This is a genomic window from Pseudomonas sp. EA_35y_Pfl2_R5, assembly GCF_963970805.1.
In the GTDB taxonomy this organism is placed as follows: Bacteria; Pseudomonadota; Gammaproteobacteria; order Pseudomonadales; family Pseudomonadaceae; genus Aquipseudomonas.
In genome coordinates this window covers 121,188-143,568 of record NZ_CAXAOW010000003.1, presented here as the reverse complement: position 1 = coordinate 143,568, position 22,381 = coordinate 121,188, and the positions used below count along the sequence as shown (strand labels likewise).

The window sequence follows — 22,381 nt, the reverse complement described above, 5'->3', positions numbered from 1 at the left end:
TGCTTTTCCCAGACTGCATAAGATTTTTTTCTTATAGGCCTTGTAACAATTTTTTCTTAGCTACGCTTAAAACTGTTCTTAGCTGTGATGTTACAGGCTGAAAGTAATCAGCAAGAAAAATAAGCCATTTTTTTGGCGACTGGATTTTGAAAACTTATAAGGAGAGTTACCAGATGCGCGCACTTAACCCTTTATGGAGCAGTATTGTGCTGGCAATGGTCTGTACACAGGCATACGGCATAACCCTATCCGAGGCGATTCAGAGCACTCTGGATAACCACCCCGAAGTTCACGCGGGAGCCAATAGCCGCCTTTCATCGGACGAAGAAGTAAAGATTGCGAAAGGTGGTTATCTGCCCACCGTTGACCTGTTGATGGGCTATGGCCGAGAAAATACTGATAGCCCTACTACCCGGGCACTGGGCAACCACAACACAGAAACCTTGAACTACGGCACCTCTGAGCTGCGCCTGCGGCAGATGATCTTTGATGGTTTTAATACGCCCAATGAAGTGGCGCGCACCAAAGCCGTGGTGAATTCACGGGCCTATCGGTTGCTCGGCACCTCGGAAAGCCTGGCCCTACGCACCGTCGAGGTCTATCTGGACCTGCTGATGCGCCGCGAAATGGTCGAGCTTGCACGTAACAACCTGCAGGCTCACCAACGTATCGGTGATCAAATCAGCCTGCGCAGCCAGCAAGGCGTTGGCAGTACGGCAGACCTTGATCAATCCGAAGCGCGTTTGGCGCTAGCTGAGAACAACCTTTATACCGAGCAGGTAAACCTGGCCGACGCTGAAGCCAATTTCTTCAGTGCCGTTGGCCGTATGCCCGATCAGCTGTCCTCTCCGGCGTCACTGAAAGGTTCATTGCCAGAAAACCTCGCCGAGGCTCGGCAGGCGGTAATCGACAACAACCCCTTCCTGAAGTCTGCACAGTCCGATGTGAATGCGGCCGAAAAACAGTATGAAGTTGCCAAGTCCACCTTCTATCCGCGTGTTGACCTTGAACTGGCCACCAACGCCAATAACAACACTCAGGGCGACGAAGGCCACAACAACGGTTGGCGTGCGGCCGTAGTGATGAACTACAACCTGTTCAATGGCATGCGTGACAAGGCGCGCCTGCAATCGACTGCTCACCAGATCAATGAGTCGATGGATATTCGTAACAACGCCCTGCGCGTACTCAACGAGAACCTCTCCCTGGCCTGGAACGCCATGGAAAATGCCCGACTGCAAACCCCCAAAGCGCGAGATTACGCCGACTATACCTCGCGGGTTCGCGAAGCCTACCAACAGCAATTCGGCCTAGGTCAACGCACCTTGCTCGATTTGCTGGACAGTGAAAACGAGCTCTTTACCGCTAACCGCCGCTACAGCGAAGTGCGCTTCAGCGAAGAGTTCTCGATGTACCGGGTAAGCGCAGCGATGGGCGACTTGTTGCGTCAACAGCAAGTGGTAGTACCGGCAGAGGCTGTAGCCCTCACCGAAGTGAAGAGCGAGGCACGTCTGCCGGCAATGAAGTAGAACCGGCTAAGGAGTAGTACACCTTGACCACCATGGAACGGCCGGGGCCATCCAGCGATCCGCGTCTTAATCACGATGATCCGCTGCTTGATGGCTTGTTGATTCTTTGCAAACTCCACGGCTGCTCAGCCAGCCGTGGCAGCTTGAGTGCAGGTCTGCCGTTGCCAGAGCAACGTCTGACCGCCGAGCTGTTACCTCGTGCTGCGGCGCGAGCGGGTTTGCAAGGGCGTTTACTGCAACGTGATCTGGCGAGTATCTCAACCCTCAACCTACCCGTGTTGCTGCTGTTGAAAGACGGCCGTAGCGCTGTGCTGCGCCAATGGGGGCCGAAGAATCAGGCACAGATCCTGCCCTGCGAAGCCGACGGCGGTGAACAGTGGGTAGGCCGTGAACAATTGGCCGCCGAATATAGCGGCCAAGCCTTCTTCGCTCGCCCACGGCATGAGTTGGAAGAAGCACGCTCACCACTCATTCCACGCATTGAAGCCTGGTTTCGCGACACCCTGAAGCTGTCGCGCTGGTTGTATACCGATGCAATCCTCGCCAGCCTGCTGATCAACCTACTCGGGCTGATGGTGCCGCTGTTTGTTATGCAGACCTATGACCGTGTCGTGCCCAATCAAGCAACCTCGACACTCTGGGTACTGGCCATCGGCTTGTTCGTCGGCATGGGCTTCGAATTACTGCTGAAAATCCTGCGCTCGCACCTACTCGATACCGCCGGCAAGAAAACCGATGTGGTGCTGTCGGCCACATTGTTCGAGCGCATCACTGGCATGTCGATGAACGCTCGCCCCGCCACCATCGGCGGATTTGCCCAGAGCATTCATGACTTTCAGGGCCTGCGTGAATTTCTCACGGCCGTCACCCTCACCAGCCTGATCGACCTGCCCTTCTCATTTCTGATGATCACGGTGATATGGCTGATTGGCGGCTGGCTAGTGGTTATTCCCCTGCTGGCGTTCCCGATCACTGCTCTCTTTGCTTTTATCATTCAAGCTCGCTTACGCGACACGGTGGAGAAAAGCCTGCAACTGGCCTCACAACGCCAGGCACTACTTATCGAAACCCTCGGCGGCCTGGAAACCCTAAAAGCCTGCAGCGCGGAAAGCGAACGCCAGCATCAGTGGGAAAAAACCCACGGAGCCCTCACTCGCCTGGATATCCATGCGCGCTCACTGGCTGCAATCGCCACCAATGGCACATTGTTTCTGCAGCAATTCGCCGGCATGGCCACCATCGTGGCTGGGGTCTATATCATTATCGCCGGCCAACTCAGTGTCGGTGCATTGGTTGCCTGCTACATGCTGGGCAGCCGCATCCTCGCGCCGCTTGGGCAAATTGCCGGCTTGATCACCCGCTACCAGCAAGCGCGCCTAACCATGACCAGTACCGATGCGCTAATGGCCTTGCCGCAAGAACGCCAGGCCAAACAACGCCCACTTGACCGTACTCAGTTGCATGGCGCACTCGATGTTCGCGATGTCACGTTTAGCTACCCCGGACAAAGTACCCCAGCACTTGCCGGGGTCAGCCTGCGTTTGAGTGCAGGTGAACGCATCGGCATCATCGGCCGCAGCGGCTCTGGCAAAAGTACCCTGGCGCGCCTGGTGATGGCCTTCTACAGCCCGGACAAAGGGCAAATCCTGCTGGATAACCTCGACCTGCGTCAGCTCGATGTAGCCGACTTGCGCCATCAGATTGGTTACGTGGCCCATGACCTGCCCCTGCTGGCCGGCAGTCTGCGCGACAACCTGACCTTGGGCGCACGCTATGTCAGCGATGCACGCATGCTTGAAGTAGCCGAACTGACTGGTGTGGTCGACCTGGCAAGGCAACATCCACAAGGTTTTGACCGCCCCGTGGGCGAGCGTGGTCAGCTGCTTTCTGGAGGACAACGCCAGGCTGTACTACTGGCCCGCGCCCTATTACTCGACCCGCCCATTCTGTTGCTGGATGAGCCCACTAGCGCGATGGATAACACCAGCGAGGAAATCTTGCGCAACCGCCTGCAAACCTGGGCACAAGGAAAAACCATGCTGCTGATAACCCACCGTGCTTCCATGCTCAGCCTGGTGGATCGCCTGGTGGTGCTGGATAACGGTCATATTGTTGCTGACGGCCCTAAAGAAGCGGTTATTGAAGCGCTACGCAAAGGTCGAGTTGGCCCCGCGGCGGTATAGGAACGGTCATGCAGATAAGCACCTCGATTCGCGACTACTTCGCCAGCATGCGCCAACGCAAGCAGGACACCGAGTTTATGCCGGAAGTCGACGGCGCCATTCTCGAAGACTCGCCCTGGTTCACCCGCATCACTGTCTGGGTGGTCAGCGCGTGCCTGCTCACAGCGTTGATCTGGGCCAATTTTGCAGTGCTTGAGGAAGTCACTACCGGCGAAGGCAAAGCCATCCCCTCCAGTAAAATCCAGGTCATCCAGAACCTGGAAGGCGGCATCGTCAGCGAGATATTTGTGCGCGAAGGGCAAATCGTCGAGAAAGGCGCCGTGCTACTGCGCCTGGATGACACACGTTTTATTTCCAACCGCGGCGAAGCTGAAGCTGACCGCTTGGCCCTGGTAGCCCGGGTCGAGCGTTTAACCGCAGAGGCAGAAGGTCGCCCCATAAGCATGCCGGCAGATATCTTGCGCCTGGCACCGCAACTGGCTGAAGACGAGCTGGCGCTTTACCAGTCTCGGCAGAACCGCCTGCAAAGTGAACAACGCACCCTCGGTGAACAGTTACGGCAAAAAACCCAGGAGCTGGCCGAATTTCGCGCGAAGGCTCAGCAATACCGCTCGAGCATGGGCCTGCTGCAGCAGGAGCTGAATATGTCGCAACCACTGGTGGCTACCGGTGCGATTTCCCAGGTGGAAATCCTGCGCCTGCGGCGCAGCTTGGTAGAAGTGCGCGGCTCGCTGGACGCCACTAACCTGGCAATCCCAAGAGCCGAGTCGGCCATGGATGAAATCAAAAGCAAGGTGGAAGAGTCAGAGCTGAGCTTTCGCTCTGAAGCCTTCAAGGAACTCAATGAAATTCGCACCGAACTGAAAAAAATCACGGCCAGCAGCGTCGCAATCGACGACCGAGTCAGCCGCACCACCGTAGTCTCGCCCGTGCGCGGGGTAATCAACCAACTCAAGGTCAATACTATTGGCGGCGTGGTGCAGCCCGGCAATGACATGCTGGAGATCGTGCCGCTGGACGACAGCCTGCTGATCGAGGCCAAGGTACGACCGCAGGATGTCGCCTTCCTGCATCCTGGGCAGAAAGCAATGGTCAAATTCACCGCTTACGACTACACCATCTATGGCGGGCTAAGGGCCAATCTTGAGCTGATCAGCGCCGACACCATCACCGATGAAGAAGGCAACAGCTTCTACCTGATCCAGGTGCGTACCGATAAAAGCCATTTGGGCAGCGAGGAACATCCACTGCTGATCATCCCCGGCATGGTCGCCACCGTGGACATCATTACCGGCGAAAAAAGCGTGCTCGACTACCTGCTCAAACCCGTACTGAAGGCCCGCTCGGAAGCTATGCGCGAGCGCTGAAATGCTCAGTCCAGCCACCTGACACGATCACGAGCATCCATCTGGCGTGCCGTGATTGCGCTGAAAAGTCTGCGCGCCCATCGCCTCGATCTGCCCCTCAATCAGCACCTCAAAGGGTTTGAGCAAGGCATCGAAACAGGCTGGTGCCTCGACTGTATTCAGTGCAGTAACAATCGCTTCAATAGTTGATAACGCACCGGGCACCGGAGCTCTGCGCACCCTATAACGCGATTGCAAACCTTCTGGCAGTACCACCCTGGGCAAAGCCGCCAACAAGGGGTTCAGGTACAGCAGCTTACGCGCCTTGCGCCAGGTGCCGTCGGGCACTACCAATAGCAGCGGCAACTTGCTGTGCTGCTCAGCAAACTCCAGCAGCGCTTGCGCTTCCTCACCAGGAAACAGCAAACACGCGCGATAGCCAGGCTGCTGCAACAAGGCTGGCAGCGACTCGAATACTTCGCCCACCAGCAATTCAACATTGCTCAAGCCAAGTGCCGCCAAGCGTGCGGTATTTAGCGCATGCTTGACCTCGCTCGGATGCTGCAGAATCAACACCCGAGTACGGCTGGCTAAACAGGGAATAAGCGCACATAGACAGCGCTCGGTTGGGCGGGTACAGCGTGGGCATTGCGCGCGTGGCATCGGTGTCTCCTCAGCCGCGCAGTTTGCCATAGCCGATAAAAAACGGCCCACCTCAGCGATGGGCCCGATACGCATATAAACGAACCGTTCCTTAGCGGTTGAAGCGCTCTGCCAGGCTGTGCAGATAGTCCGCCATATCTTCCAGCTCCTGACCAATAGCCGCGCCCTGATGCGCCTGCTCAGCACTGCGATCAGAGAGCTGGGCAATCTGGGTAATCTGCCGACTGATATCTTCTGCCACATGGCTTTGCTCTTCGGAAGCCGAGGCCATTTGCTGGCTCATGCCAGTGATACGGCTGACGGCTTCGCTGATGCCATCCAGCGCGCTGCGTACAGACTCAACACTCTCAACACTCTGCTTGGAAATCGCTTCGCCCTTGCCTGCCGTTACCACCGCCCGTTCGGCACCAGCACGCAGTGAAGAAATGATCTGGTGAATCTGCTCGGTCGACTCGCGCGTACGTGAAGCCAGCGAACGCACCTCATCTGCCACCACCGCAAAACCGCGCCCCTGCTCGCCGGCACGCGCCGCTTCAATGGCAGCGTTGAGTGCCAAGAGATTGGTCTGCTCAGCAATCGAAGTAATCACATCCGCCACACTGCCGATGGACTGAGTGGAGTTGGCCAGGTCATTGACCGCCTGGCCGATGTCCACCACGGCCTTGGCCATATGGTGCATGGAATCGAGGCTACCGCCGGCCAGCTGCAAACCCTGTTTGGCTAAACGATCCGCCTCCTCGGCGGCGTGCGAGGTGCTTTGCACGTTGTGCGTTACCTCCTGAATGGTTGCCGCCATCTGATTAATCGCCGTGGCCGACTGATCGGTCTCACTGCGTTGCTGATCAAGCATTTTCGCGCCCGAGCGGGAGAGATCGGCAGAGCGACTGGCGTGGTTCTTGACGCTCGCACCCGCATCTTCAATGCGCGTCAGGGCTGTCTGCAGACGCGCGTCCTCACTGATCATCGCCATATCCAGCAAGGCCTGCGCACCACGACTGTCGGTATAGGTTAGAGCGACCAGCGCACTGGTAAACGCCTTGGGGTGCTCGGCAAGCGTGCGTCGAATCAAGTTTCTCTTGGCATACAACTGATAAGAGCCAAGGCCAAACAGGGTCACGACAATAAACCCCCATAGCCAAGGGCCGCTCAATACAACGTGCGCCCCGAGAATCAGCAGAGCGGCGAGAATAAGCGGCCATGACTGGATGATATCCAGCGTCCACAGCTCCAGCTTAGGCACCGGTGGTTTGCCCTCACGCAAGCGTGCATAGAGCGTTTCGGCACGACGCTTCTGCGCCTCACTGGGCAAAGAGCGCACCGACTCATAGCCAGCCACCCGGCCACCTTCATAGATCGGCGTGACATAGGCGCTAACCCAGTAATAATCACCGTTTTTCGAGCGATTCTTGACGATTCCCATCCAGGGTTTGCCCTGTTTGATGGTCTCCCACATATGACCGAATACGCCTGGGGGCATATCAGGATGGCGCACCAGATTGTGGGGTTGACCGATCAATTCTTCACGGGTGAAACCGCTGATCTCGACAAAGGCGTCGTTGCAATAAGTGATATTGCTATTCAGATCGGTGGTGGAGATCAGTCTTTCGTGCTCGGGGAACGTTCTTTCCCGCTGAGTTACTGGGAGGTTCTGGCGCATTGGAGCTATCCCTGTCTGAGCTATATGCATAACCGCAGGTATAGGTCTAGCACAGCAGTACCAACACGCTAGCTATTGCTGGTTTTAAACGCGCAATAAAGATTCAGGACAATTAACAAGGGGCAGCAGCCACAGTCAGACACTGCCTGACCGCAGCCGAGCGAATGCAGGCAAGTGGAAAAAGCCTAGCGTCGCGGGGGAAGCGCTTTGGCATCAGACGCATTGCTGCGCACGGGAATAGGCTGCAGTTTTGGCCGCTCACACAGGCCTAGGGCAACCAACAGATCAAGCAAGGCACTCTGCAACTTGGCGCTCATAAAATAGCCTCCAACCAAGGACATCGAATAGGTGCTTGGACACCTTTAAACAGCCTAGTTCAGCCTGCTTAAAATTGCCGTCCGCCACAGACTAAAACAGCACACGTAAACCCGCATACAGAGTACGTCCTGGCCCCGGCTCAAAATAACGAGCGTTGCCATCGTTGATCCGTAGGTTATCGAAATAGTCACGGTCCAGCAGGTTATCGATGCCCAGATAAGGCTCCAAGCTCTGCTCACCGACCTGAAAGCGCTTGCCGATGCGCAGATTAAACAAGGTATAACCGGGTGCAGACTGCGTATTGGCATCATTGGCATACACCTGCGCCTGAGCCGTCAAACCGAGGCGCACATAGCCGTTTTGATGCTCATAAGCCAGTTCGCTGAACAGGGTTTGCCGGGGAATACCGGGGATGCGTTTGCCGGAAAAGTTGCCCGCTGCCGTTTGATAATCCTCGAAACGGTAGCGGTTGTAGGCATAGGCCAACGACCAGCGCCAGGCATCGGTAAATTGCCAGTCCAGACTCAGTTCCAAGCCATCACGTTGCGACTGCCCAGCATTACGGTAGAAGTTACGCCCTGGCTGGGTTGGCAAGCTAAACCCCACCAACTCATCCTCCAGCTCAATCCGATAAAACGACAGGGCATAGCGCAGCGAGGGCCATTCGCCTTTGATGCCCAGCTCGCGACTGACCGCCTGCGCGGGCTGCAACGTGCTATTGAAACCGCCGCCTTGCGGGTTACCCAGCTCGCTGATGGTCGGGGTTTCAAAAGAGCTGGCCAGCCGCGCATAAACGGATTGCTGCGCGGTAAAGCGATAACTCAGGCCAGCGCTGTAGTTCCAGTCTTCCAGGCTGCGTGAGCCTGAATCGTCGCGGTTATCGGCCAGATAGTAGTCATCCACCGCCAGCCGTACCTGGTCATAACGCAGCCCGAGTGTGGCTTGCCATTGCTCGCTCAGATCGAGCTGGTCCTCGATAAACAGTCCCTGACTCAGCGCCGATTCATCCTGCTGTTGGCGTGACTGCCCGCGCTCGCCAAGCAGATTGTCATAGCGCCGACGATCATCACGTTGCGCCTCAAGGTCAAAGCCAGTGGTGACCTTATGCGCCAGGCCGATTAGCTCACGGTGATGGCTGTACTGCCCGCCAATACCGCTGAAATAACGCTCGAAGGTCGTCTGCCCACTTGTGGTAAAACCCAGTCGATTACCGAACTCGCGGTGCCCCAGGTAACTGCGCAGCTGATACTCGTCAGCACCCGCCGCGTAACCATCCCAGACCAAACCCAGACGCTGCTGACGGATATATTCATCGGCATCAAAAAGCAGGTTGTTCGGCGCAGCCTGGCGGCGATCCGCCTTCACTTGCGCAGCCGTGAGGCCGCCTGGGTCTTCGGCGCGGTTGTCGATGGCATTGAAGTTCAGGCGCAAGCGTCCAGTGGGCGCATACCACTGCAGCTTTCCAGTGAGACTGTTGGTGTGCGCCTGACTGTGTTCGCGGTAGCCCTCTAGCACGGTGCTGTTAAATGCCAGCAAACCGCCCAGGTTACCGTCGCTGCCGCCGATTTCGCCGCGCATACGTTGATAACCCAGGCCGGCCGCGCTTAGGTCCAGTTGCATCGAGGGGATGGCCGGCGGCTCACGGGTTTCGATGGCCAGTACGCCGCCAGCCGCATTGCCGTACAGCACCGAAGCCGGCCCGCGCAATACTTCCATACGCTCGACCAGGCCCAGGTCGAGGCCGTCGAGTTCGGTCTGACCATCTGGCATGGTCAACGGCACACCATCGACCAGTACGCGAATACCGCGCACACCAAAATTGCCGCGCGCGCCAAAGCCACGAATAGACGGGCGCAGCCCCTGAGCCAGGTTGTAACGGTTGAGGCTGAACACACCCGGCACGCGGGCCAGCAAAGTGTCCAGCGCAAGTTTTTGCTCACCGGGCGCTGCGCCGGTCTCAACCACCGTCACGGCGGCCGGGGTACTTAACCAGCGTGTGGTGCTGCGGGGCGAGGTAATCAGCAATGGCGCCAGCTCGACAGCGGTATTTTTAGCCTCGGCCGCCAGTAAAGCGCGGCTATCCGCCAACAGCCAAAGACCTGCGGCAATCGCCCCAAAAGCCAAGCGCACGCTTTTAATACTCCTTGTCGGCCTGGTCCTTGCGCCGATAGGGGAACACGTCAATAACTTTGCCGGCACGAATCGCCTCCTGCAGGCTTTTCCAGTATTCGGAGTCATAGAGGTCGCCATGCAGCTCGCTGAACAGTTTGCGCTGCTGCATATCAGCAAACAGAAACGGCGGAAACTCCTCGGGAAATACATCCAGAGGCGCCACCGAATACCAGGGCTCGGAGGCCATTTCATCTTCCGGGTAGCGTGCTTGGGGAATACGGCGGAAATTCGCCTCGGTCAGAAAGCAGATCTCATCGTAGTCGTAGAACACCACGCGGCCGTGACGGGTCACGCCAAAGTTCTTCAGCAGCATGTCGCCAGGGAAGATATTCGCCGCCGCCAGTTGCTTGATGGCCAGGCCGTAATCATCCAGCGCTTCACGCACCTGGGCTGCGCTGGCGCTTTCCACATACAGGTTAAGCGGGGTCATGCGCCGCTCGGTCCAGCAGTGGCGCACCAGCACCGTATCACCATTGACCTCCACGGTGGACGGCGCAACCTCCAGCAGCTCGGCCAGGCACTCTGGATCAAACTTGCTCAATGGGAAGCGGAAATCGGCGAACTCCTGGGTATCGGCCATGCGCCCTACCCGGTCGACAGTTTTAACCAGGCGGTACTTCTCGATCACCGTGTTGCGGTCGACGTTCTTCGACGGCGAGAAGCGGTCCTTGATGATTTTGAATACGGTATTGAAGCCCGGCAGGGTAAACACACTCATGACCATGCCGCGCACACCGGGGGCCATGACGAATTTGTCATCGGTGGTGGCCAGGTGGTTGATCAGCGAGCGGTAGAACTCCGACTTGCCATGTTTGTAGAAGCCGATCGAGGTGTATAGCTCGGCTACATGCTTGCCCGGCAGGATGCGTTTAAGGAAGCCGACGAACTCTGCCGGATAGCCAACGCGCACCATGAAATAGGAGCGCGTGAAAGAAAAGATGATTGATACCTCGGCCTCGTCGGTGATCAGGGCATCGATCTGGATGCCTTGACCTTCGCGGTGCAGCAGCGGAATAACCAGTGGCCATTGCTCGTCATGAGTGTAGATACGCCCCACCAGGTAGGCACCCTTGTTGCGGTACAGGCGCGAGGCGAACAGTTCGATGCGCAGGTCAGGGTCCTTGCACACCCAATCAGGCAGGTTGGCGTTCAGCTGCTTGAGCAGGCGCGCCAGATCACGTTCGAGGTTTTCATAGCCGACTTCAAAGCTGAAATCCTCGAATATCTGCCGCAGTGCCTGCTCAACATTGCCCTTGGGCTCGTAGAGGCGGGTTTGCGGTGTCCGTGCATTGACTCGCAGGGCCGGACGCGTGGTGTGGATAAACATGCAGCCATCGTTGATCTGGTCATGGCTGAACAAGCCGCAGAAAATCGAGTTAAACCAGGTTTCCGCCAGCTCATCGTCGTAACGCAGGTCGATCAGGGCAATATAAGCCGACTTGACCAGCGGCCACTGCGCCACGTCCAGCAGCACCTCGGCCTCGTAGGCTTTGCGCAGGCGCTCACCGACTGCCGTAACACACTCTTCATACAGGGCAATACGTGCCGCTGAAGCTTGCTGGATTTCCTGCCACTGCGCCTGCTCAAAACGTACCCGCGCGCCGTTGGTAATCTGCCGGAACTGCTCACGGTAATCGTCGAAACCTTCAAGAATCAGCGCGGCAATCGCGCTGGCCGGCCATTGCTGTGGCATAAACAAACCCCTGCAGATGAAATGCGGACAATCCGCCGAGCTTATCCAGTGACCGCGCCAAGTAAAAGCCGGCAATGCCTGGATACGCGCTTATCTGCCACCAAATATTGCCAAGCAAAGGCTTTGAAAGTGCATTTCGAATTGCCTTGACGCGACAGCCCAGCAACACTGCTTGGCCTTTCTTACCGCCGTGGAGTCCGTTGTGCGCCCTGCCGACCTGATCCGTCTGCTGTTGCTTGCTGCCATCTGGGGCGCAAGTTTTCTGTTTATGCGCATCGTCGCGCCAGTACTGGGCAGCATGCCGACGGCGTTTTTCCGCGCCAGCCTGGGCATGCTCGGCTTACTGGTGATTCTGCTGTTAATGCGCGTGCGCTGGGACTTCAACGGCAAGCTCAAACACTGCCTGATGCTCGGGGTGATCAATGCCGGCCTGCCCTCGGCTATGTATTGCCTGGCAGCACTGGTACTGCCGGCGGGCTACTCAGCAATTCTGAATGCCACTACACCGATGATGGGCGTGCTGATCGGCATGCTGTTCTTTGCCGAAGCCATGACCTTAAGCAAGGCCGCGGGTGTGGCCATTGGCCTGTTTGGCGTGGCCGTACTGACCCGCACCGGCCCGGTGGAGTTTGATATACCGCTGCTTTGGGGCGCGGCCGCCTGCCTGGTGGCAACCGCCTGTTACGGTTTTGCCGGTTTCCTCACACGGCACTGGATCGGCCAACACGGCGGCCTGGATAATCGCTTAACAGCGTTTGCCAGCCTGTGCGGCGCCAGCCTGTTCCTTTTGCCATTCTTCGGTGGGTCCTTGCTGATCCAGCCGCCCGCTAGCTGGGGCGGGCTCGACGTGTGGCTGTCACTGGCCGGGTTGGGCTTTATCTGCACCGCATTCGCCTACGTGCTGTATTTCCGCCTGCTCAGCGATATCGGCCCAATCAAGGCCAGCACCACGACCTTCCTCATCCCCCCGTTCGGCGTGCTGTGGGGTGCACTGCTGCTGGATGAGCCACTTTCCTGGGCCTACCTGTACGGCGGCGTGCTGATCGCCATCGCACTCTGGCTGGTGGTACGCCCAACTAGCCCCGCCAAAGTACCGGCCTGAGCAGACCAAAAATCTATGCCCATAAAAAAGCCGCCCTATTAGGCGGCTTTTTATGGCGAACGAAGCTTATTGCTGCAGTTCCTGCTCGGTAAACATATCGCTAAACAGCATGCTCGACAGATAGCGCTCACCGGAGTCCGGCAGGATTACCACGATGGTTTTGCCCTGCATGCCAGGTTCGGCAGCGATACGCAGAGCAGCAGCCATGGCCGCGCCACAGGAGATGCCGCAAAGGATGCCCTCTTCGCGCATCAAGCGCAGGGCAACGGCCTTGGCATCGTCGTCAGTCACCAGTTCAACCCGGTCAACCATAGCCAAGTCCAGGTTGCTTGGAACAAAGCCAGCACCGATACCCTGAATCTTGTGTGGGCTGGGTTTGACTTCATCACCGGCGATGGTCTGGGTAATCACCGGAGAGCTGATCGGCTCGACCGCCACCGAGAGAATCGGCTTGCCCTGAGTCTGTTTGATGTAGCGCGAGACACCGGTGATGGTGCCGCCAGTGCCGACGCCTGCGACCAGCACGTCGATAGAACCCTCGGTATCCTGCCAAATCTCCGGGCCAGTAGTCTGTTCGTGGATCGCCGGGTTGGCCGGATTGGTGAATTGCTGCGGCATAAAGTAGGTCGCGCTATCGGAGGCAATTTCTGCAGCCTTTTCGATGGCCCCCTTCATGCCCTTGGCGGGCTCAGTCAGCACCAACTCAGCGCCCAAGGCTTTGAGCACCTTGCGCCGCTCCAGGCTCATGGAGGCCGGCATGGTCAGCAGTAGCTTGTAACCACGCGCGGCCGCAACGAAGGCCAGGCCAATGCCGGTATTGCCCGAGGTCGGCTCGACTATCGTCATACCCGGCTTGAGCACACCACGCTCTTCAGCATCGCGAACCATGCTGACACCAATGCGGCACTTTACCGAGTAGGCAGGGTTACGCCCTTCGATTTTGGCCAGAATGGTGACGCCTTTCGGGCCCAGGCGGTTGATCATCACCAACGGCGTATTGCCGATGGATTGCGCGTTGTCTGCGTAGATGCGGCTCATGGCGAGGTCCTTATGCGTACGTTGCCGAATGGGCTATCGAGCCTAAGCTCCCAGAACGTGGCAGTCCAGTACGGCGATGCATTAGCTGGAACCCCGCCGCAGCTGACGAGTCAGTCTATGTATGAAAAGACGCTATAGCACTCCCCTTTGGGTACTCGCCGGCCTGATCGGCGCCTTGCTGGTTCTGCATTTCGCTTTGCCTATTCTGGTGCGTGACTACCTGAATGAGAAGCTTGCCGACATGGGCGACTACCACGGCCACATTGTCGACGTGGACCTGGCGTGGTGGCGCGGCGCCTACCGGATTAACGGCCTGGAGATCGTCAAAACCGACAGCGAGATACCCGACCCTCTGCTGCGGGCGCCCGGCATCGACTTGTCGGTGAGTTGGTACGCGCTGTGGCACTCCCGGGCGATTGTCGCCCGCGTTATTTTCGAGGGCCCTGAAGTTAACTTTGTTGATGGCGGCGCTGATGAGGAGAACACGCAAAGTGGTACCGGCGTGGACTGGCGCGAACAGTTGAACAAGCTGTTACCGATTACGCTCAACGAAATTCGCGTGGTCGACGGCAAAGTAGCATTCCACAACTACACGTCCGAGCCGCCGGTGAACGTAGCGGCCACGCAGGTGAATGCCAGCCTCTACAACCTGACCAATGTGGCCGATGTCAGCGGTGAACGGGTGGCGAACTTTGAAGGCAAAGCGCTGTTGCTCAGGCACGCACCATTGGAGACTACGGTGACGTTTGACCCGTTCAAGAACTTCGAGGATTTTGAGCTGCGCTTGCGTGCCACCGACATTGAGCTGCGCCAACTCAATGATTTTTCCGCCGCCTACGGCAAGTTCGACTTTAACGCCGGCACCGGCGACTTGGTAATTGAGGCCAACGCCGATAACGGCCAACTCAGTGGCTATATAAAACCGTTGCTGCGCGATGTTGACGTATTCAATTGGCAACAAGACGTGCAGGACGACGACAAGGGCTTCTTCCGCTCCATCTGGGAGGCGCTGGTGGGCGGCAGCGAAACGGTGCTGAAAAACCAGAGCAGGGACCAGTTCGCCACACGCGTCGAGCTATCCGGCAACGTCGGGGACCAGAGTGTCAGCCCCTTACAGGCCTTTATTGCCATCCTGCGCAACGGCTTCATCCAGGCGTTCAACGCACGCTATGAAAACGTCCCACCGGAGAATTGATGCCCCGTCATTCGGTGGCAAAACCGGTAGGGTCATTACGTGGGAGACCGATCACCCCTGAATGCCCTCGTGTTCGGGAGAAGCGGAAAAGAGTATCAGCCCGGGCTCGCTCAATAGCCTTGGATCACGACCCAGGGCTATTGAGCGGCTTGATCTTACTGACCCGCTACAGCTCCGACGACGTTGCAAAACTCGTCACGAACGGCCTCTGCGGGGGACGTGACCCCGCCGGATAGCACGTAGGTAGTGGTTACTCGCAAGGCTTTGCCCTGCTGTTCCATCGTCACGTTGAACGGCACAGTCTTGCCCTGGCCGTAGCTGACAGTTTGCGAAGCACTAATGATGCCAAGATCTTTATCCGTGCTGGTGATGGTCCAGCCGCTGGTGGTCAGATAGCGAGCAGCACGCTGCATACCCGTAGCCTGCGATACGCCCTGCGCCGTTGCATGGCTCTTGAATGTACGGCCCGCCCAGAAGCTGCCATCAAAGGTGAAATTTTGCGCGCACTCACGAGTGTCCGCCGGCAGAGCTGCCTTGGCCTGCTCATTTTTCACACCTGGTGTAACGCAACCGCTGAGTACGATGCCGCTGACGGCAATCAGAATGATTTTTTTCATTTTCTACTATCCAAGAGGTAGAGACGCGCAGCTAGGTGGACGTTGCAGTCCATTGGCAACCGTTATCAGATCGTTAGGTAAAAATACGACGTACTTCTGCCGCAGACCGGGGCACAGTCTACAAGGCAGGAACAGATATTACCTGACTGCCGTCTCCGCTCGAAATGTCTACAGGCCTTGCATTGCTGCGCGCCCCTCAGTAAGTCACGACGATCAACTGTGCAGTTCGTCGCTGAAGATTGATTCGATGGGCAGGCCAAATAATCGGGCAATACGAAAGGCCAGCGGCAGGCTGGGGTCAAATTTTCCGGTTTCTATGGCATTCACGCTCAGCCGCGATACATCCAGATGCTGCGCCAGGTCAGCCTGATTCCAGCCAAGCTCGGCACGCAGTCGATTATTCATCCGATAGCGTGTGACCCGCCATTCAGTGACTGAATGGCCCGTCTACGTTCACAGTCACCGGGGCTGCGCGTTATAGTCTGTTTTTAAATACTGAACCCGCGGGTATGGCCCTGCGCGTTACCGTTCGAGGATTTACCGATGAAGTTCGAAGGCACCCAGTCGTACGTCGCCACCGACGACCTCAAGCTCGCGGTCAATGCCGCCATCACCCTGGAGCGTCCGTTGCTGGTCAAGGGCGAACCGGGCACTGGCAAGACCATGCTGGCCGAACAGCTGGCCGAATCCTTCGGTGCACGCCTGATCACCTGGCACATCAAATCCACCACCAAGGCCCACCAGGGTCTGTACGAGTATGACGCGGTCAGCCGCCTGCGCGACTCGCAGCTGGATTCGGACAAAGTCCACGACGTGCGCAACTACATCAAGAAAGGCAAGCTGTGGGAGGCCTTCGAGGCCGAAGAGCGTGTCATCCTGCTGATCGACGAGATCGACAAAGCCGACATCGAGTTCCCCAACGACCTGCTGCAAGAGCTCGACAAGATGGAGTTCTACGTTTACGAGACCGACGAGACGATCAAGGCGAAAAAGCGCCCGATCATCATCATCACCTCGAACAATGAAAAAGAGCTGCCGGACGCCTTCCTGCGCCGCTGCTTCTTCCACTACATCGCCTTCCCGGATCGCGCGACTCTGCAGAAGATCGTCGATGTGCACTACCCCAACATCAAGAAAGATCTGGTCGCTGAAGCGCTGGACGTGTTCTTCGACGTACGCAAGGTACCGGGCTTGAAGAAGAAGCCGTCCACCAGCGAACTGGTTGACTGGCTCAAGCTACTGATGGCCGACAATATTGGCGAAGCGGTGCTGCGCGAACGCGACCCAACCAAAGCCATCCCGCCACTGGCCGGTGCCCTCGTGAAGAACGAGCAGGATGTACAACTGCTAGAGCGCCTGGCCTTTATGAGCCGCCGCGCCTCGCGCTAACCCCACTGGCCGATCCGGAGGCGAATCATGCACAGCGGCAGCTGCCTGTGCGCAGCAGTGAAATACCGCATCGATGCGCCTATCGAGTCGGCAACCCACTGCCATTGCTCGATGTGCCGCAAAGCCCACGGCGCAGCATTCGCCACTTACGGCAATGTGCGGCGTAAAGATTTCCACTTCACCCAAGGCGAGGAATCACTGGGCCTCTACCAGTCCTCGCAGGGCGTGACGCGAACCTTCTGCAAGCATTGTGGCTCGACCCTGCAGTGGTACAGCGAACAGCCCCACCCGAACTGGCTTTCAGTCGCGCTGGGCACGCTGGATACGCCAGTGGATGAGATTGCGCAGAAGCATATTTTTCCGGAATCGAAGGCCGACTGGTATGCCATCAATGATGGCCTGCCATTGGAGCGGCGCTCCTAGCGCCATAGTCAGATGAATTCACGAGGGCGCAGCCATGCTGCTCAACCTGTTTAACGAAATGCGCGCCGCCAAGGTGCCGGTGTCGGTACGTGAGCTGCTCGACCTGATCAACGCGTTGAAACACAACGTGGTGTTCGCCGATATGGACGAGTTCTACTTCCTCTCGCGCACCATTCTGGTCAAGGACGAGCGGCATTTCGACAAATTCGACCGCGCGTTCGGTGCCTACTTCAAGGGGCTGGAAAACCTTAATCAGCACATCGAGGCATTGATCCCCGATGAATGGCTGCGCAAGGAGTTCGAACGCTCGCTGACCGATGAAGAACGCGCCAAGATCGAATCCCTAGGCGGCCTGGACAAGCTGATCGAGGAATTCAAGAAGCGCCTGGAAGAACAGAAAGAACGCCACGAAGGCGGTAACAAATGGATCGGCACTGGTGGCACCAGCCCGTTCGGCTCCGGCGGTTTTAACCCGGAAGGCATCCGCGTCGGTGATGCGGGCAAGCGTCAGGGCAAGGCGGTCAAGGTCTGGGACCAGCGCGAGTACAAGAACCTCGATGACCAGGTCGAACTGGGCACGCGCAATATCAAGGTGGCCTTGCGCCGTCTGCGCAAGTTCGCCCGCCAAGGTGCCGAGGACGAGCTTGATCTCGGCGGCACCATCGACCACACCGCCAAAGACGGCGGCCTGCTGAATATCCAGATGCGCCCCGAGCGGCGTAACGCAGTCAAGCTGCTGATCCTCTTCGATATCGGCGGCTCGATGGACGCCCACGTCAAGGTCTGCGAAGAGCTGTTCAGCGCCTGCAAAACCGAGTTCAAGCATATGGAGTACTTCTACTTCCATAACTGCGTGTATGAGTCGGTGTGGAAGAACAACCTGCGCCGCACCAGCGAGCGTTTCTCCACCCAGGACTTGCTGCACAAGTACGGCGCGGACTACAAAGTGGTGTTCGTCGGCGACGCGGCCATGGCGCCTTACGAGATCACCCAGGCTGGCGGCAGTGTCGAGCACTGGAACGAGGAGCCGGGTTACGTCTGGATCAAGCGTTTTATGGAGAAGTACAAGAAGCTTATCTGGATCAACCCCTACCCCAAGGACACCTGGAACTACACGGCCTCGACCAACATCATGCGCGAGCTATTGGAAGACCAGATGTACCCACTAACCCTGCAGGGTCTGGAAGACGGGATGAAGTTTCTCTCCAAATAGTGAACCCGCCCCAGACCGGGGCGGGCTTATGCAACAACTTTATTTCTTGCCGGTCAGGCGCTTGGCCAACCAGCCGAACAGCAGCACCGGTACCAGCCAGAACTTTTTCAGCAACAGCAGGATGGTGGCGAACAGGCCGGCTTTAGCCGCCAGTTTGCCGGCGATCAACGCACCGATGCCGTAGGCAGCCACTTGGTCGATATCCGGATCGAAGTCGGCGTAGCGGCTGCCGTCGTTGAATTCGGTCATCGCCAACACCGCCGGCACGCTCTCTTGGATCTCCGGCAGTTGGTCCATATTGGCGATGAAGTTCAATACCAGCACACCTTTGCGGCCCAATACGCGGATGTTGTAGTTCAGGGTATTGATGTCGCTGTCACCGAAACGCAGCTCCTTGGCCCAGTGCAGCTTCTTCCCTTGGGCATCGTAGTGCGGCTGTGCGGCCCAGCCCAACAATTCAATCGACTCGTAGCCATTCTCGGCGCGCCACACGTTGCTCTCGACCGTCTCTTGCTGCAGTTGCTCGAGCATCTCGGCGTAATCGATATCGGCTGCGTCTTCGTCGGAGACGAAACCGCTTTCTTCGAATTCGACGGTCACCGCCCAGGATTCATCAGCCAGTGGCGAAATGCCGGCCGGCAGAATCATCCCCAGTGGCAGCTCATCAGTCGGTGGGTTACCCCAGGCGTCGACCAATACCCGGTTGGCATCCTTGCTATCGAGGAACACCAGGTTTTCCGGCAGATTCAGGCTCGCCAGGTTGTCGCCCAGTACCACCTTGCCGGTTTGAAAGTTCAGGCTGGCGAGAAACTCTTCTTCGCTCATACCCTGCTCTTCCTGCTCCTCTATCAGCTCTTCTTGTTGTTGCTCTGCCATCGACTCGGCCGGAACCGCAGATTCAGCTTGCGGCTCGGTTGATTCGGCGTGGGCAAACGGCAGGGAAACAGCCAAAAAGGCTGCAAGGATCAGATCCTTGATCGACATAAACACTCCATTACAACGAGATAATTGAAGGCACAACGCTATCACGCGGAGATAGAGCTGCTGGCTGTTTCTTGACGCTTTTTGAAACATTTTCACAAACTTGCTGATCGCTTCTCGATTGGCAGCTTGGTGATCGCAAACCCTGCCAGCAGAAGCGCCGAATACACCAATAGATCAAACGACAGCGACTAGCCCTCGTACCGGGCGCCGATCACCATGACGAAGCGGTACTGCGCGAGCGCGATCAGACCAAGGGCATCCCGCCGCTGGCAGGCACTTTGGTGAAGAACGAGCAAGAGGCGCTTTAACTGGGATTGGTATCGCTGCCAGTCAGACAGTCGACCAGCTCTGCGGCAAACCCCGACAACAGCTCGCGCTTACGCACGCAGACCTTCAAGTCCCGCTGCGCCCACGACTCTTCCAGCTCGATCACCGCCAGGTGCGCGCCAGCGGTGACGGCACTACGCGGCACCAGGCCGATACCAACGCCAGCACTGACCATGCGGCACACCGCCTCAAAACTGCGCACCTGAATCCGCACTTCCAGGTGCCTCCCCAGGGCTGCGGCGGCGTTCATCGTAAAGGTGTGAATGGCCGAGCCTGAATGCAGCATGACAAAGGGGTAATCCAGCACCTGGGCAAACAGACTGCTGAGCTGCGTTGCCAAGGGATGATCGACCGGGGCAATCAGCACTAGCCGGTCTGCGCGATACGGGATCAATTCGACCTCAGCGCCTTCAATCGACCCGGCCACCACGCCGACCTCCACTTCCCCTCGCGCTACCGCCATCAGCACATCCGGGCTGGTGTGCTCCTCCAGAGAAATGCTGACTTGCGGGTGACGCTGCAAAAAGGTCGAAAGGCTGTCAGGCAGAAAAGTATGGGTGGCGTGGGTATTAGCCCACAGGCTGACATGGCCGCGCACACCTTTGGCGTAGGGCGTAAGGTCTGCATGCATCTGCTCAAGCTGGGCAAACACCTGGCGCGCATGACGCAGCAACGCCTCGCCGGCGCGGGTCAGACTGACGCCGCGCGGCTCACGCAGCAATAGCGGCGTGCCAATCGATTCTTCCAACAGGCGCATGCGGTGACTGGCCGAAGACGCCGCCAGATGCACACGCTCGGCGCCACGGGTTAAATTCTTCGCTTCGGCAATCGCGACAAACAGGCGTAGATCAATCAGGTCATAGTGCATAGCATTAGTCAGATCCGAACGATCACTTCTGAAATAGCCAATTCCATAGGGATTTTATACCCAGCATCATTCGCCCCAGCACAACTCTTTGGAAACTCACTCAACATGCCATGGAAAACTTGGTCAGCCGAACGGTTGGGCATCGCACTCGCGGTGCTCGCCGCATTCGGTTTCTCGTTCAAGGCGATTTTCGTCAAGCTGGCCTACGCCGCCGCGCCAGTGGACGCGATCACATTGCTGGCACTGCGCATGAGCTTTGCCCTGCCAATCGCACTGTGGGTCACCCTGTGGTTATGCCGCGCCGCGCCGCCGCTAACGCGTAGAGACTGGGGCATGCTGATCGCCCTGGGCATGCTGGGTTACTACGGTGCCAGCATCCTCGATTTTATTGGCCTGCAGTACATCTCGGCGGCGCTGGAACGGCTGATTCTGTTTATCTACCCGACCATGACCGTGCTGATCGGCGTGCTGTTTATGGGTAAGCGCCTGGAGAAACGCCAGGTTGCGGCGCTGCTGCTGACCTACGCCGGTATCGGCCTGGCGTTCGCCCACGACCTGCATGTTGCGGAGGATCTGCATACCGTGCTGATCGGCGCTGCTTTCGTCTTCGGTTCTGCCCTGTGCTACGCGCTGTACAGCTCCGGGGCCGAAGTGGCGATTCACCGGTTGGGCACCATTCGTTTTGCTGCCCTGGCGATTATCGTGTCCACCTTCGCCACACAGATTCACTTCCTCGCCGCTCAGCCGCTTGTCGCATTGCAGCAGCCGATAGAGGTGTATGCCTACAGCGCGGCGATGGCGATTTTTTCCACTGTGCTGCCGATATTCTGGCAATCCGCAGCACTGCGCCTGATTGGCTCAGCACGCACGGTGCTGATTGGCACACTGGGACCAATTCTGACGATTGTCTTCGCCTGGCTGCTGTTGTCGGAGCCGGTGTCGTTTGCCCAGCTAGCGGGTGCCGGGCTGGTTCTGGCGGGGGTGCTGCTGGTGTCGAGACGTAAAAGATTGCCGATTCTGCCGACTGTTAGCGAGACCGCCTGCGTGCAAGGCAGCAAGCAGGCTTAAGACGCGAATCAGCAAAAGCACCCAAGGGCTGTTGCGAGCCCTTGGGTGAGTCAACTTAGCGCCAGTGTCGCTGTTGCACCTTCTGGCTGCGGCCCACGCCAAACAGCATGCCGATCAGCAGTGCCAGGCTTTCCAGCAACCAGGCCAGCAACATGGCGCAGGCAATGCCCCAAGCTATGGCCTCAGGGGCCAGCAGCACCTGGTAGCGGTAGGCGGCGAAGGTTTCTTCCATCAGCTCATGATCTGCCGCTGTCGCCAGATGCCAGACCTGGCCGTACCAAGGCCCTTGCATGGCCCTGGATTCGCGCTCAAGGAATGCCGAGCGTTCGACCAGCGTACCAAGGCTCTGCGCGTCGCTACGCATCACCGGGTCTGCACTGGCCTGGTAATGGGCGACCAAAGCCACCAGATCCCCCTTGAAAAAGCGCTTTGCAGTTTCCCGAAAGCCCTTGAGACCCCGCTCCGCTTCGATGCGATGGGCTTCGACGCGCTTGCTGTAATCATCGATAAAACCCGGCACCTGCACCCCAACCAGCAAGCCCAAGGCAAACAAGGCCAACCGCAGATAGCTTCTTAACATGTCCCCTCCCCCCCAA

The 22,381-nt window shown here is 57.9% G+C and carries 19 protein-coding genes and 4 pseudogenes; 10 read left to right on the top strand and 13 right to left on the bottom strand.

The genetic code is table 11. The features are described from left to right. Nucleotides 1-173: 173 nt before the first annotated feature. Genes AACX99_RS07915 through AACX99_RS07905 form a run of 3 tightly spaced genes read left to right on the top strand, consistent with a single transcriptional unit; the run spans nucleotide 174 to nucleotide 5,079 of the window. Nucleotides 174-1,529: a TolC family outer membrane protein gene (locus tag AACX99_RS07915; RefSeq protein ID WP_339410818.1), complete on the top strand. Its 1,356-nt coding sequence runs from the start codon at nucleotides 174-176 to the stop codon at nucleotides 1,527-1,529. 32 nt (nucleotides 1,530-1,561) lie between these two features. Continuing rightward, entirely contained in the window at nucleotides 1,562-3,712 is a 2,151-nt protein-coding gene (locus AACX99_RS07910; protein ID WP_339411452.1) for a type I secretion system permease/ATPase, read from the top strand. A gap of 8 nt (nucleotides 3,713-3,720) precedes the next feature. Further along, nucleotides 3,721-5,079, top strand: coding sequence for an HlyD family type I secretion periplasmic adaptor subunit (locus AACX99_RS07905; RefSeq protein WP_339410816.1), 1,359 nt, complete (start codon nucleotides 3,721-3,723; stop codon nucleotides 5,077-5,079). Between the two features lie 27 nt (nucleotides 5,080-5,106). Here AACX99_RS07905 and AACX99_RS07900 read toward each other — a convergent pair whose 3' ends face one another. The 6 genes and pseudogenes from AACX99_RS07900 to aceK all read right to left on the bottom strand — a co-directional run bounded on the left by AACX99_RS07900 (nucleotide 5,107) and on the right by aceK (nucleotide 11,561). Continuing rightward, complete coding sequence (locus tag AACX99_RS07900) at nucleotides 5,107-5,721, bottom strand: tRNA-uridine aminocarboxypropyltransferase (protein ID WP_339410814.1); 615 nt, start codon at nucleotides 5,719-5,721, stop codon at nucleotides 5,107-5,109. 91 nt (nucleotides 5,722-5,812) lie between these two features. Next, a pseudogene (locus AACX99_RS22180) lies at nucleotides 5,813-6,787 on the bottom strand (methyl-accepting chemotaxis protein); the annotation flags it as partial. 312 nt (nucleotides 6,788-7,099) lie between these two features. Beyond that, nucleotides 7,100-7,378 (bottom strand): annotated as a pseudogene (locus AACX99_RS22175) (PAS domain-containing protein); the annotation flags it as partial. Nucleotides 7,379-7,563: 185 nt separating this feature from the next. Further along, nucleotides 7,564-7,695: a PA1414 family protein gene (locus AACX99_RS07890; protein ID WP_339410811.1), complete on the bottom strand. Its 132-nt coding sequence runs from the start codon at nucleotides 7,693-7,695 to the stop codon at nucleotides 7,564-7,566. 91 nt (nucleotides 7,696-7,786) lie between these two features. Then, nucleotides 7,787-9,826 carry a TonB-dependent receptor family protein gene (locus AACX99_RS07885; RefSeq protein WP_339410809.1) on the bottom strand — a complete coding sequence of 680 codons (2,040 nt, stop codon included), beginning with the start codon at nucleotides 9,824-9,826 and terminating at the stop codon, nucleotides 7,787-7,789. 4 nt (nucleotides 9,827-9,830) lie between these two features. Continuing rightward, nucleotides 9,831-11,561, bottom strand: coding sequence for a bifunctional isocitrate dehydrogenase kinase/phosphatase (gene aceK / locus AACX99_RS07880; RefSeq protein WP_339410807.1), 1,731 nt, complete (start codon nucleotides 11,559-11,561; stop codon nucleotides 9,831-9,833). A gap of 202 nt (nucleotides 11,562-11,763) precedes the next feature. Here aceK and AACX99_RS07875 point away from each other — a divergent pair, with 202 nt between their 5' ends. Continuing rightward, a complete protein-coding gene (locus AACX99_RS07875; protein ID WP_339410805.1) occupies nucleotides 11,764-12,663 on the top strand; it encodes a DMT family transporter in 900 nt (299 codons plus the stop codon). A gap of 66 nt (nucleotides 12,664-12,729) precedes the next feature. On the opposite strand, the gene cysK is transcribed toward AACX99_RS07875, so the two are convergent. After that, nucleotides 12,730-13,701 carry a cysteine synthase A gene (gene cysK, locus AACX99_RS07870; protein WP_339410803.1) on the bottom strand — a complete coding sequence of 324 codons (972 nt, stop codon included), beginning with the start codon at nucleotides 13,699-13,701 and terminating at the stop codon, nucleotides 12,730-12,732. A 121-nt stretch (nucleotides 13,702-13,822) separates the two neighbouring features. Here cysK and AACX99_RS07865 point away from each other — a divergent pair, with 121 nt between their 5' ends. Next, nucleotides 13,823-14,896, top strand: a complete 1,074-nt coding sequence (locus tag AACX99_RS07865; RefSeq protein ID WP_339410801.1) for a DUF748 domain-containing protein — start codon at nucleotides 13,823-13,825, stop codon at nucleotides 14,894-14,896. 155 nt (nucleotides 14,897-15,051) lie between these two features. Here AACX99_RS07865 and AACX99_RS07860 read toward each other — a convergent pair whose 3' ends face one another. Continuing rightward, entirely contained in the window at nucleotides 15,052-15,513 is a 462-nt protein-coding gene (locus tag AACX99_RS07860; RefSeq protein ID WP_339410799.1) for a hypothetical protein, read from the bottom strand. A gap of 213 nt (nucleotides 15,514-15,726) precedes the next feature. Beyond that, nucleotides 15,727-15,918 carry a helix-turn-helix transcriptional regulator gene (locus AACX99_RS07855; protein ID WP_339410797.1) on the bottom strand — a complete coding sequence of 64 codons (192 nt, stop codon included), beginning with the start codon at nucleotides 15,916-15,918 and terminating at the stop codon, nucleotides 15,727-15,729. A 138-nt stretch (nucleotides 15,919-16,056) separates the two neighbouring features. Between AACX99_RS07855 and AACX99_RS07850 the strand changes: the two genes are divergently transcribed. Genes AACX99_RS07850 through AACX99_RS07840 form a run of 3 tightly spaced genes read left to right on the top strand, consistent with a single transcriptional unit; the run spans nucleotide 16,057 to nucleotide 18,538 of the window. Next, a complete protein-coding gene (locus AACX99_RS07850; protein ID WP_339410795.1) occupies nucleotides 16,057-16,902 on the top strand; it encodes an AAA family ATPase in 846 nt (281 codons plus the stop codon). A gap of 27 nt (nucleotides 16,903-16,929) precedes the next feature. Then, nucleotides 16,930-17,325, top strand: coding sequence for a GFA family protein (locus AACX99_RS07845; protein WP_339410793.1), 396 nt, complete (start codon nucleotides 16,930-16,932; stop codon nucleotides 17,323-17,325). A gap of 34 nt (nucleotides 17,326-17,359) precedes the next feature. Next, complete coding sequence (locus AACX99_RS07840) at nucleotides 17,360-18,538, top strand: vWA domain-containing protein (protein WP_339410791.1); 1,179 nt, start codon at nucleotides 17,360-17,362, stop codon at nucleotides 18,536-18,538. Between the two features lie 39 nt (nucleotides 18,539-18,577). Here AACX99_RS07840 and AACX99_RS07835 read toward each other — a convergent pair whose 3' ends face one another. Both AACX99_RS07835 and AACX99_RS07830 read right to left on the bottom strand, forming a co-directional pair. Next, a complete protein-coding gene (locus AACX99_RS07835; protein WP_339410789.1) occupies nucleotides 18,578-19,522 on the bottom strand; it encodes a DUF2167 domain-containing protein in 945 nt (314 codons plus the stop codon). Nucleotides 19,523-19,614: 92 nt separating this feature from the next. After that, nucleotides 19,615-19,746: pseudogene (locus AACX99_RS07830) on the bottom strand (EamA family transporter); the annotation flags it as partial. Here AACX99_RS07830 and AACX99_RS07825 point away from each other — a divergent pair. After that, nucleotides 19,729-19,830: pseudogene (locus AACX99_RS07825) on the top strand (AAA family ATPase); the annotation flags it as partial. The pseudogenes AACX99_RS07830 and AACX99_RS07825 sit on opposite strands and share 18 nt — an antisense overlap. On the opposite strand, the gene AACX99_RS07820 reads toward AACX99_RS07825, so the two are convergent. Continuing rightward, nucleotides 19,827-20,717: a LysR substrate-binding domain-containing protein gene (locus AACX99_RS07820; RefSeq protein ID WP_339410787.1), complete on the bottom strand. Its 891-nt coding sequence runs from the start codon at nucleotides 20,715-20,717 to the stop codon at nucleotides 19,827-19,829. The pseudogene AACX99_RS07825 and the gene AACX99_RS07820 overlap by 4 nt on opposite strands. Before the next feature lie 105 nt (nucleotides 20,718-20,822). On the opposite strand from AACX99_RS07820, the gene AACX99_RS07815 reads away from it, so the two are divergent. Continuing rightward, complete coding sequence (locus tag AACX99_RS07815) at nucleotides 20,823-21,785, top strand: DMT family transporter (RefSeq protein ID WP_339410785.1); 963 nt, start codon at nucleotides 20,823-20,825, stop codon at nucleotides 21,783-21,785. A gap of 55 nt (nucleotides 21,786-21,840) precedes the next feature. On the opposite strand, the gene AACX99_RS07810 is transcribed toward AACX99_RS07815, so the two are convergent. Continuing rightward, nucleotides 21,841-22,365: a DUF2937 family protein gene (locus AACX99_RS07810; protein ID WP_339410783.1), complete on the bottom strand. Its 525-nt coding sequence runs from the start codon at nucleotides 22,363-22,365 to the stop codon at nucleotides 21,841-21,843. Nucleotides 22,366-22,381 lie beyond the last annotated feature (16 nt).

What these genes read in the sequence shown, in the direction of transcription:
- AACX99_RS07820 (WP_339410787.1), bottom strand. Translation starts at nt 20,717, where the DNA reads ATGCACTATGACCTGATTGATCTACGCCTGTTTGTCGCGATTGCCGAA.
- AACX99_RS07840 (WP_339410791.1), top strand. Translation starts at nt 17,360, where the DNA reads ATGCTGCTCAACCTGTTTAACGAAATGCGCGCCGCCAAGGTGCCGGTG.
- AACX99_RS07810 (WP_339410783.1), bottom strand. Translation starts at nt 22,365, where the DNA reads ATGTTAAGAAGCTATCTGCGGTTGGCCTTGTTTGCCTTGGGCTTGCTG.
- aceK (WP_339410807.1), bottom strand. Translation starts at nt 11,561, where the DNA reads ATGCCACAGCAATGGCCGGCCAGCGCGATTGCCGCGCTGATTCTTGAA.
- AACX99_RS07905 (WP_339410816.1), top strand. Translation starts at nt 3,721, where the DNA reads ATGCAGATAAGCACCTCGATTCGCGACTACTTCGCCAGCATGCGCCAA.
- cysK (WP_339410803.1), bottom strand. Translation starts at nt 13,701, where the DNA reads ATGAGCCGCATCTACGCAGACAACGCGCAATCCATCGGCAATACGCCG.
- AACX99_RS07860 (WP_339410799.1), bottom strand. Translation starts at nt 15,513, where the DNA reads ATGAAAAAAATCATTCTGATTGCCGTCAGCGGCATCGTACTCAGCGGT.
- AACX99_RS07900 (WP_339410814.1), bottom strand. Translation starts at nt 5,721, where the DNA reads ATGCCACGCGCGCAATGCCCACGCTGTACCCGCCCAACCGAGCGCTGT.
- AACX99_RS07865 (WP_339410801.1), top strand. Translation starts at nt 13,823, where the DNA reads ATGAAAAGACGCTATAGCACTCCCCTTTGGGTACTCGCCGGCCTGATC.
- AACX99_RS07910 (WP_339411452.1), top strand. Translation starts at nt 1,562, where the DNA reads ATGGAACGGCCGGGGCCATCCAGCGATCCGCGTCTTAATCACGATGAT.
- AACX99_RS07915 (WP_339410818.1), top strand. Translation starts at nt 174, where the DNA reads ATGCGCGCACTTAACCCTTTATGGAGCAGTATTGTGCTGGCAATGGTC.
- AACX99_RS07815 (WP_339410785.1), top strand. Translation starts at nt 20,823, where the DNA reads ATGCCATGGAAAACTTGGTCAGCCGAACGGTTGGGCATCGCACTCGCG.
- AACX99_RS07845 (WP_339410793.1), top strand. Translation starts at nt 16,930, where the DNA reads ATGCACAGCGGCAGCTGCCTGTGCGCAGCAGTGAAATACCGCATCGAT.
- AACX99_RS07890 (WP_339410811.1), bottom strand. Translation starts at nt 7,695, where the DNA reads ATGAGCGCCAAGTTGCAGAGTGCCTTGCTTGATCTGTTGGTTGCCCTA.
- AACX99_RS07850 (WP_339410795.1), top strand. Translation starts at nt 16,057, where the DNA reads ATGAAGTTCGAAGGCACCCAGTCGTACGTCGCCACCGACGACCTCAAG.
- AACX99_RS07855 (WP_339410797.1), bottom strand. Translation starts at nt 15,918, where the DNA reads ATGAATAATCGACTGCGTGCCGAGCTTGGCTGGAATCAGGCTGACCTG.
- AACX99_RS07835 (WP_339410789.1), bottom strand. Translation starts at nt 19,522, where the DNA reads ATGTCGATCAAGGATCTGATCCTTGCAGCCTTTTTGGCTGTTTCCCTG.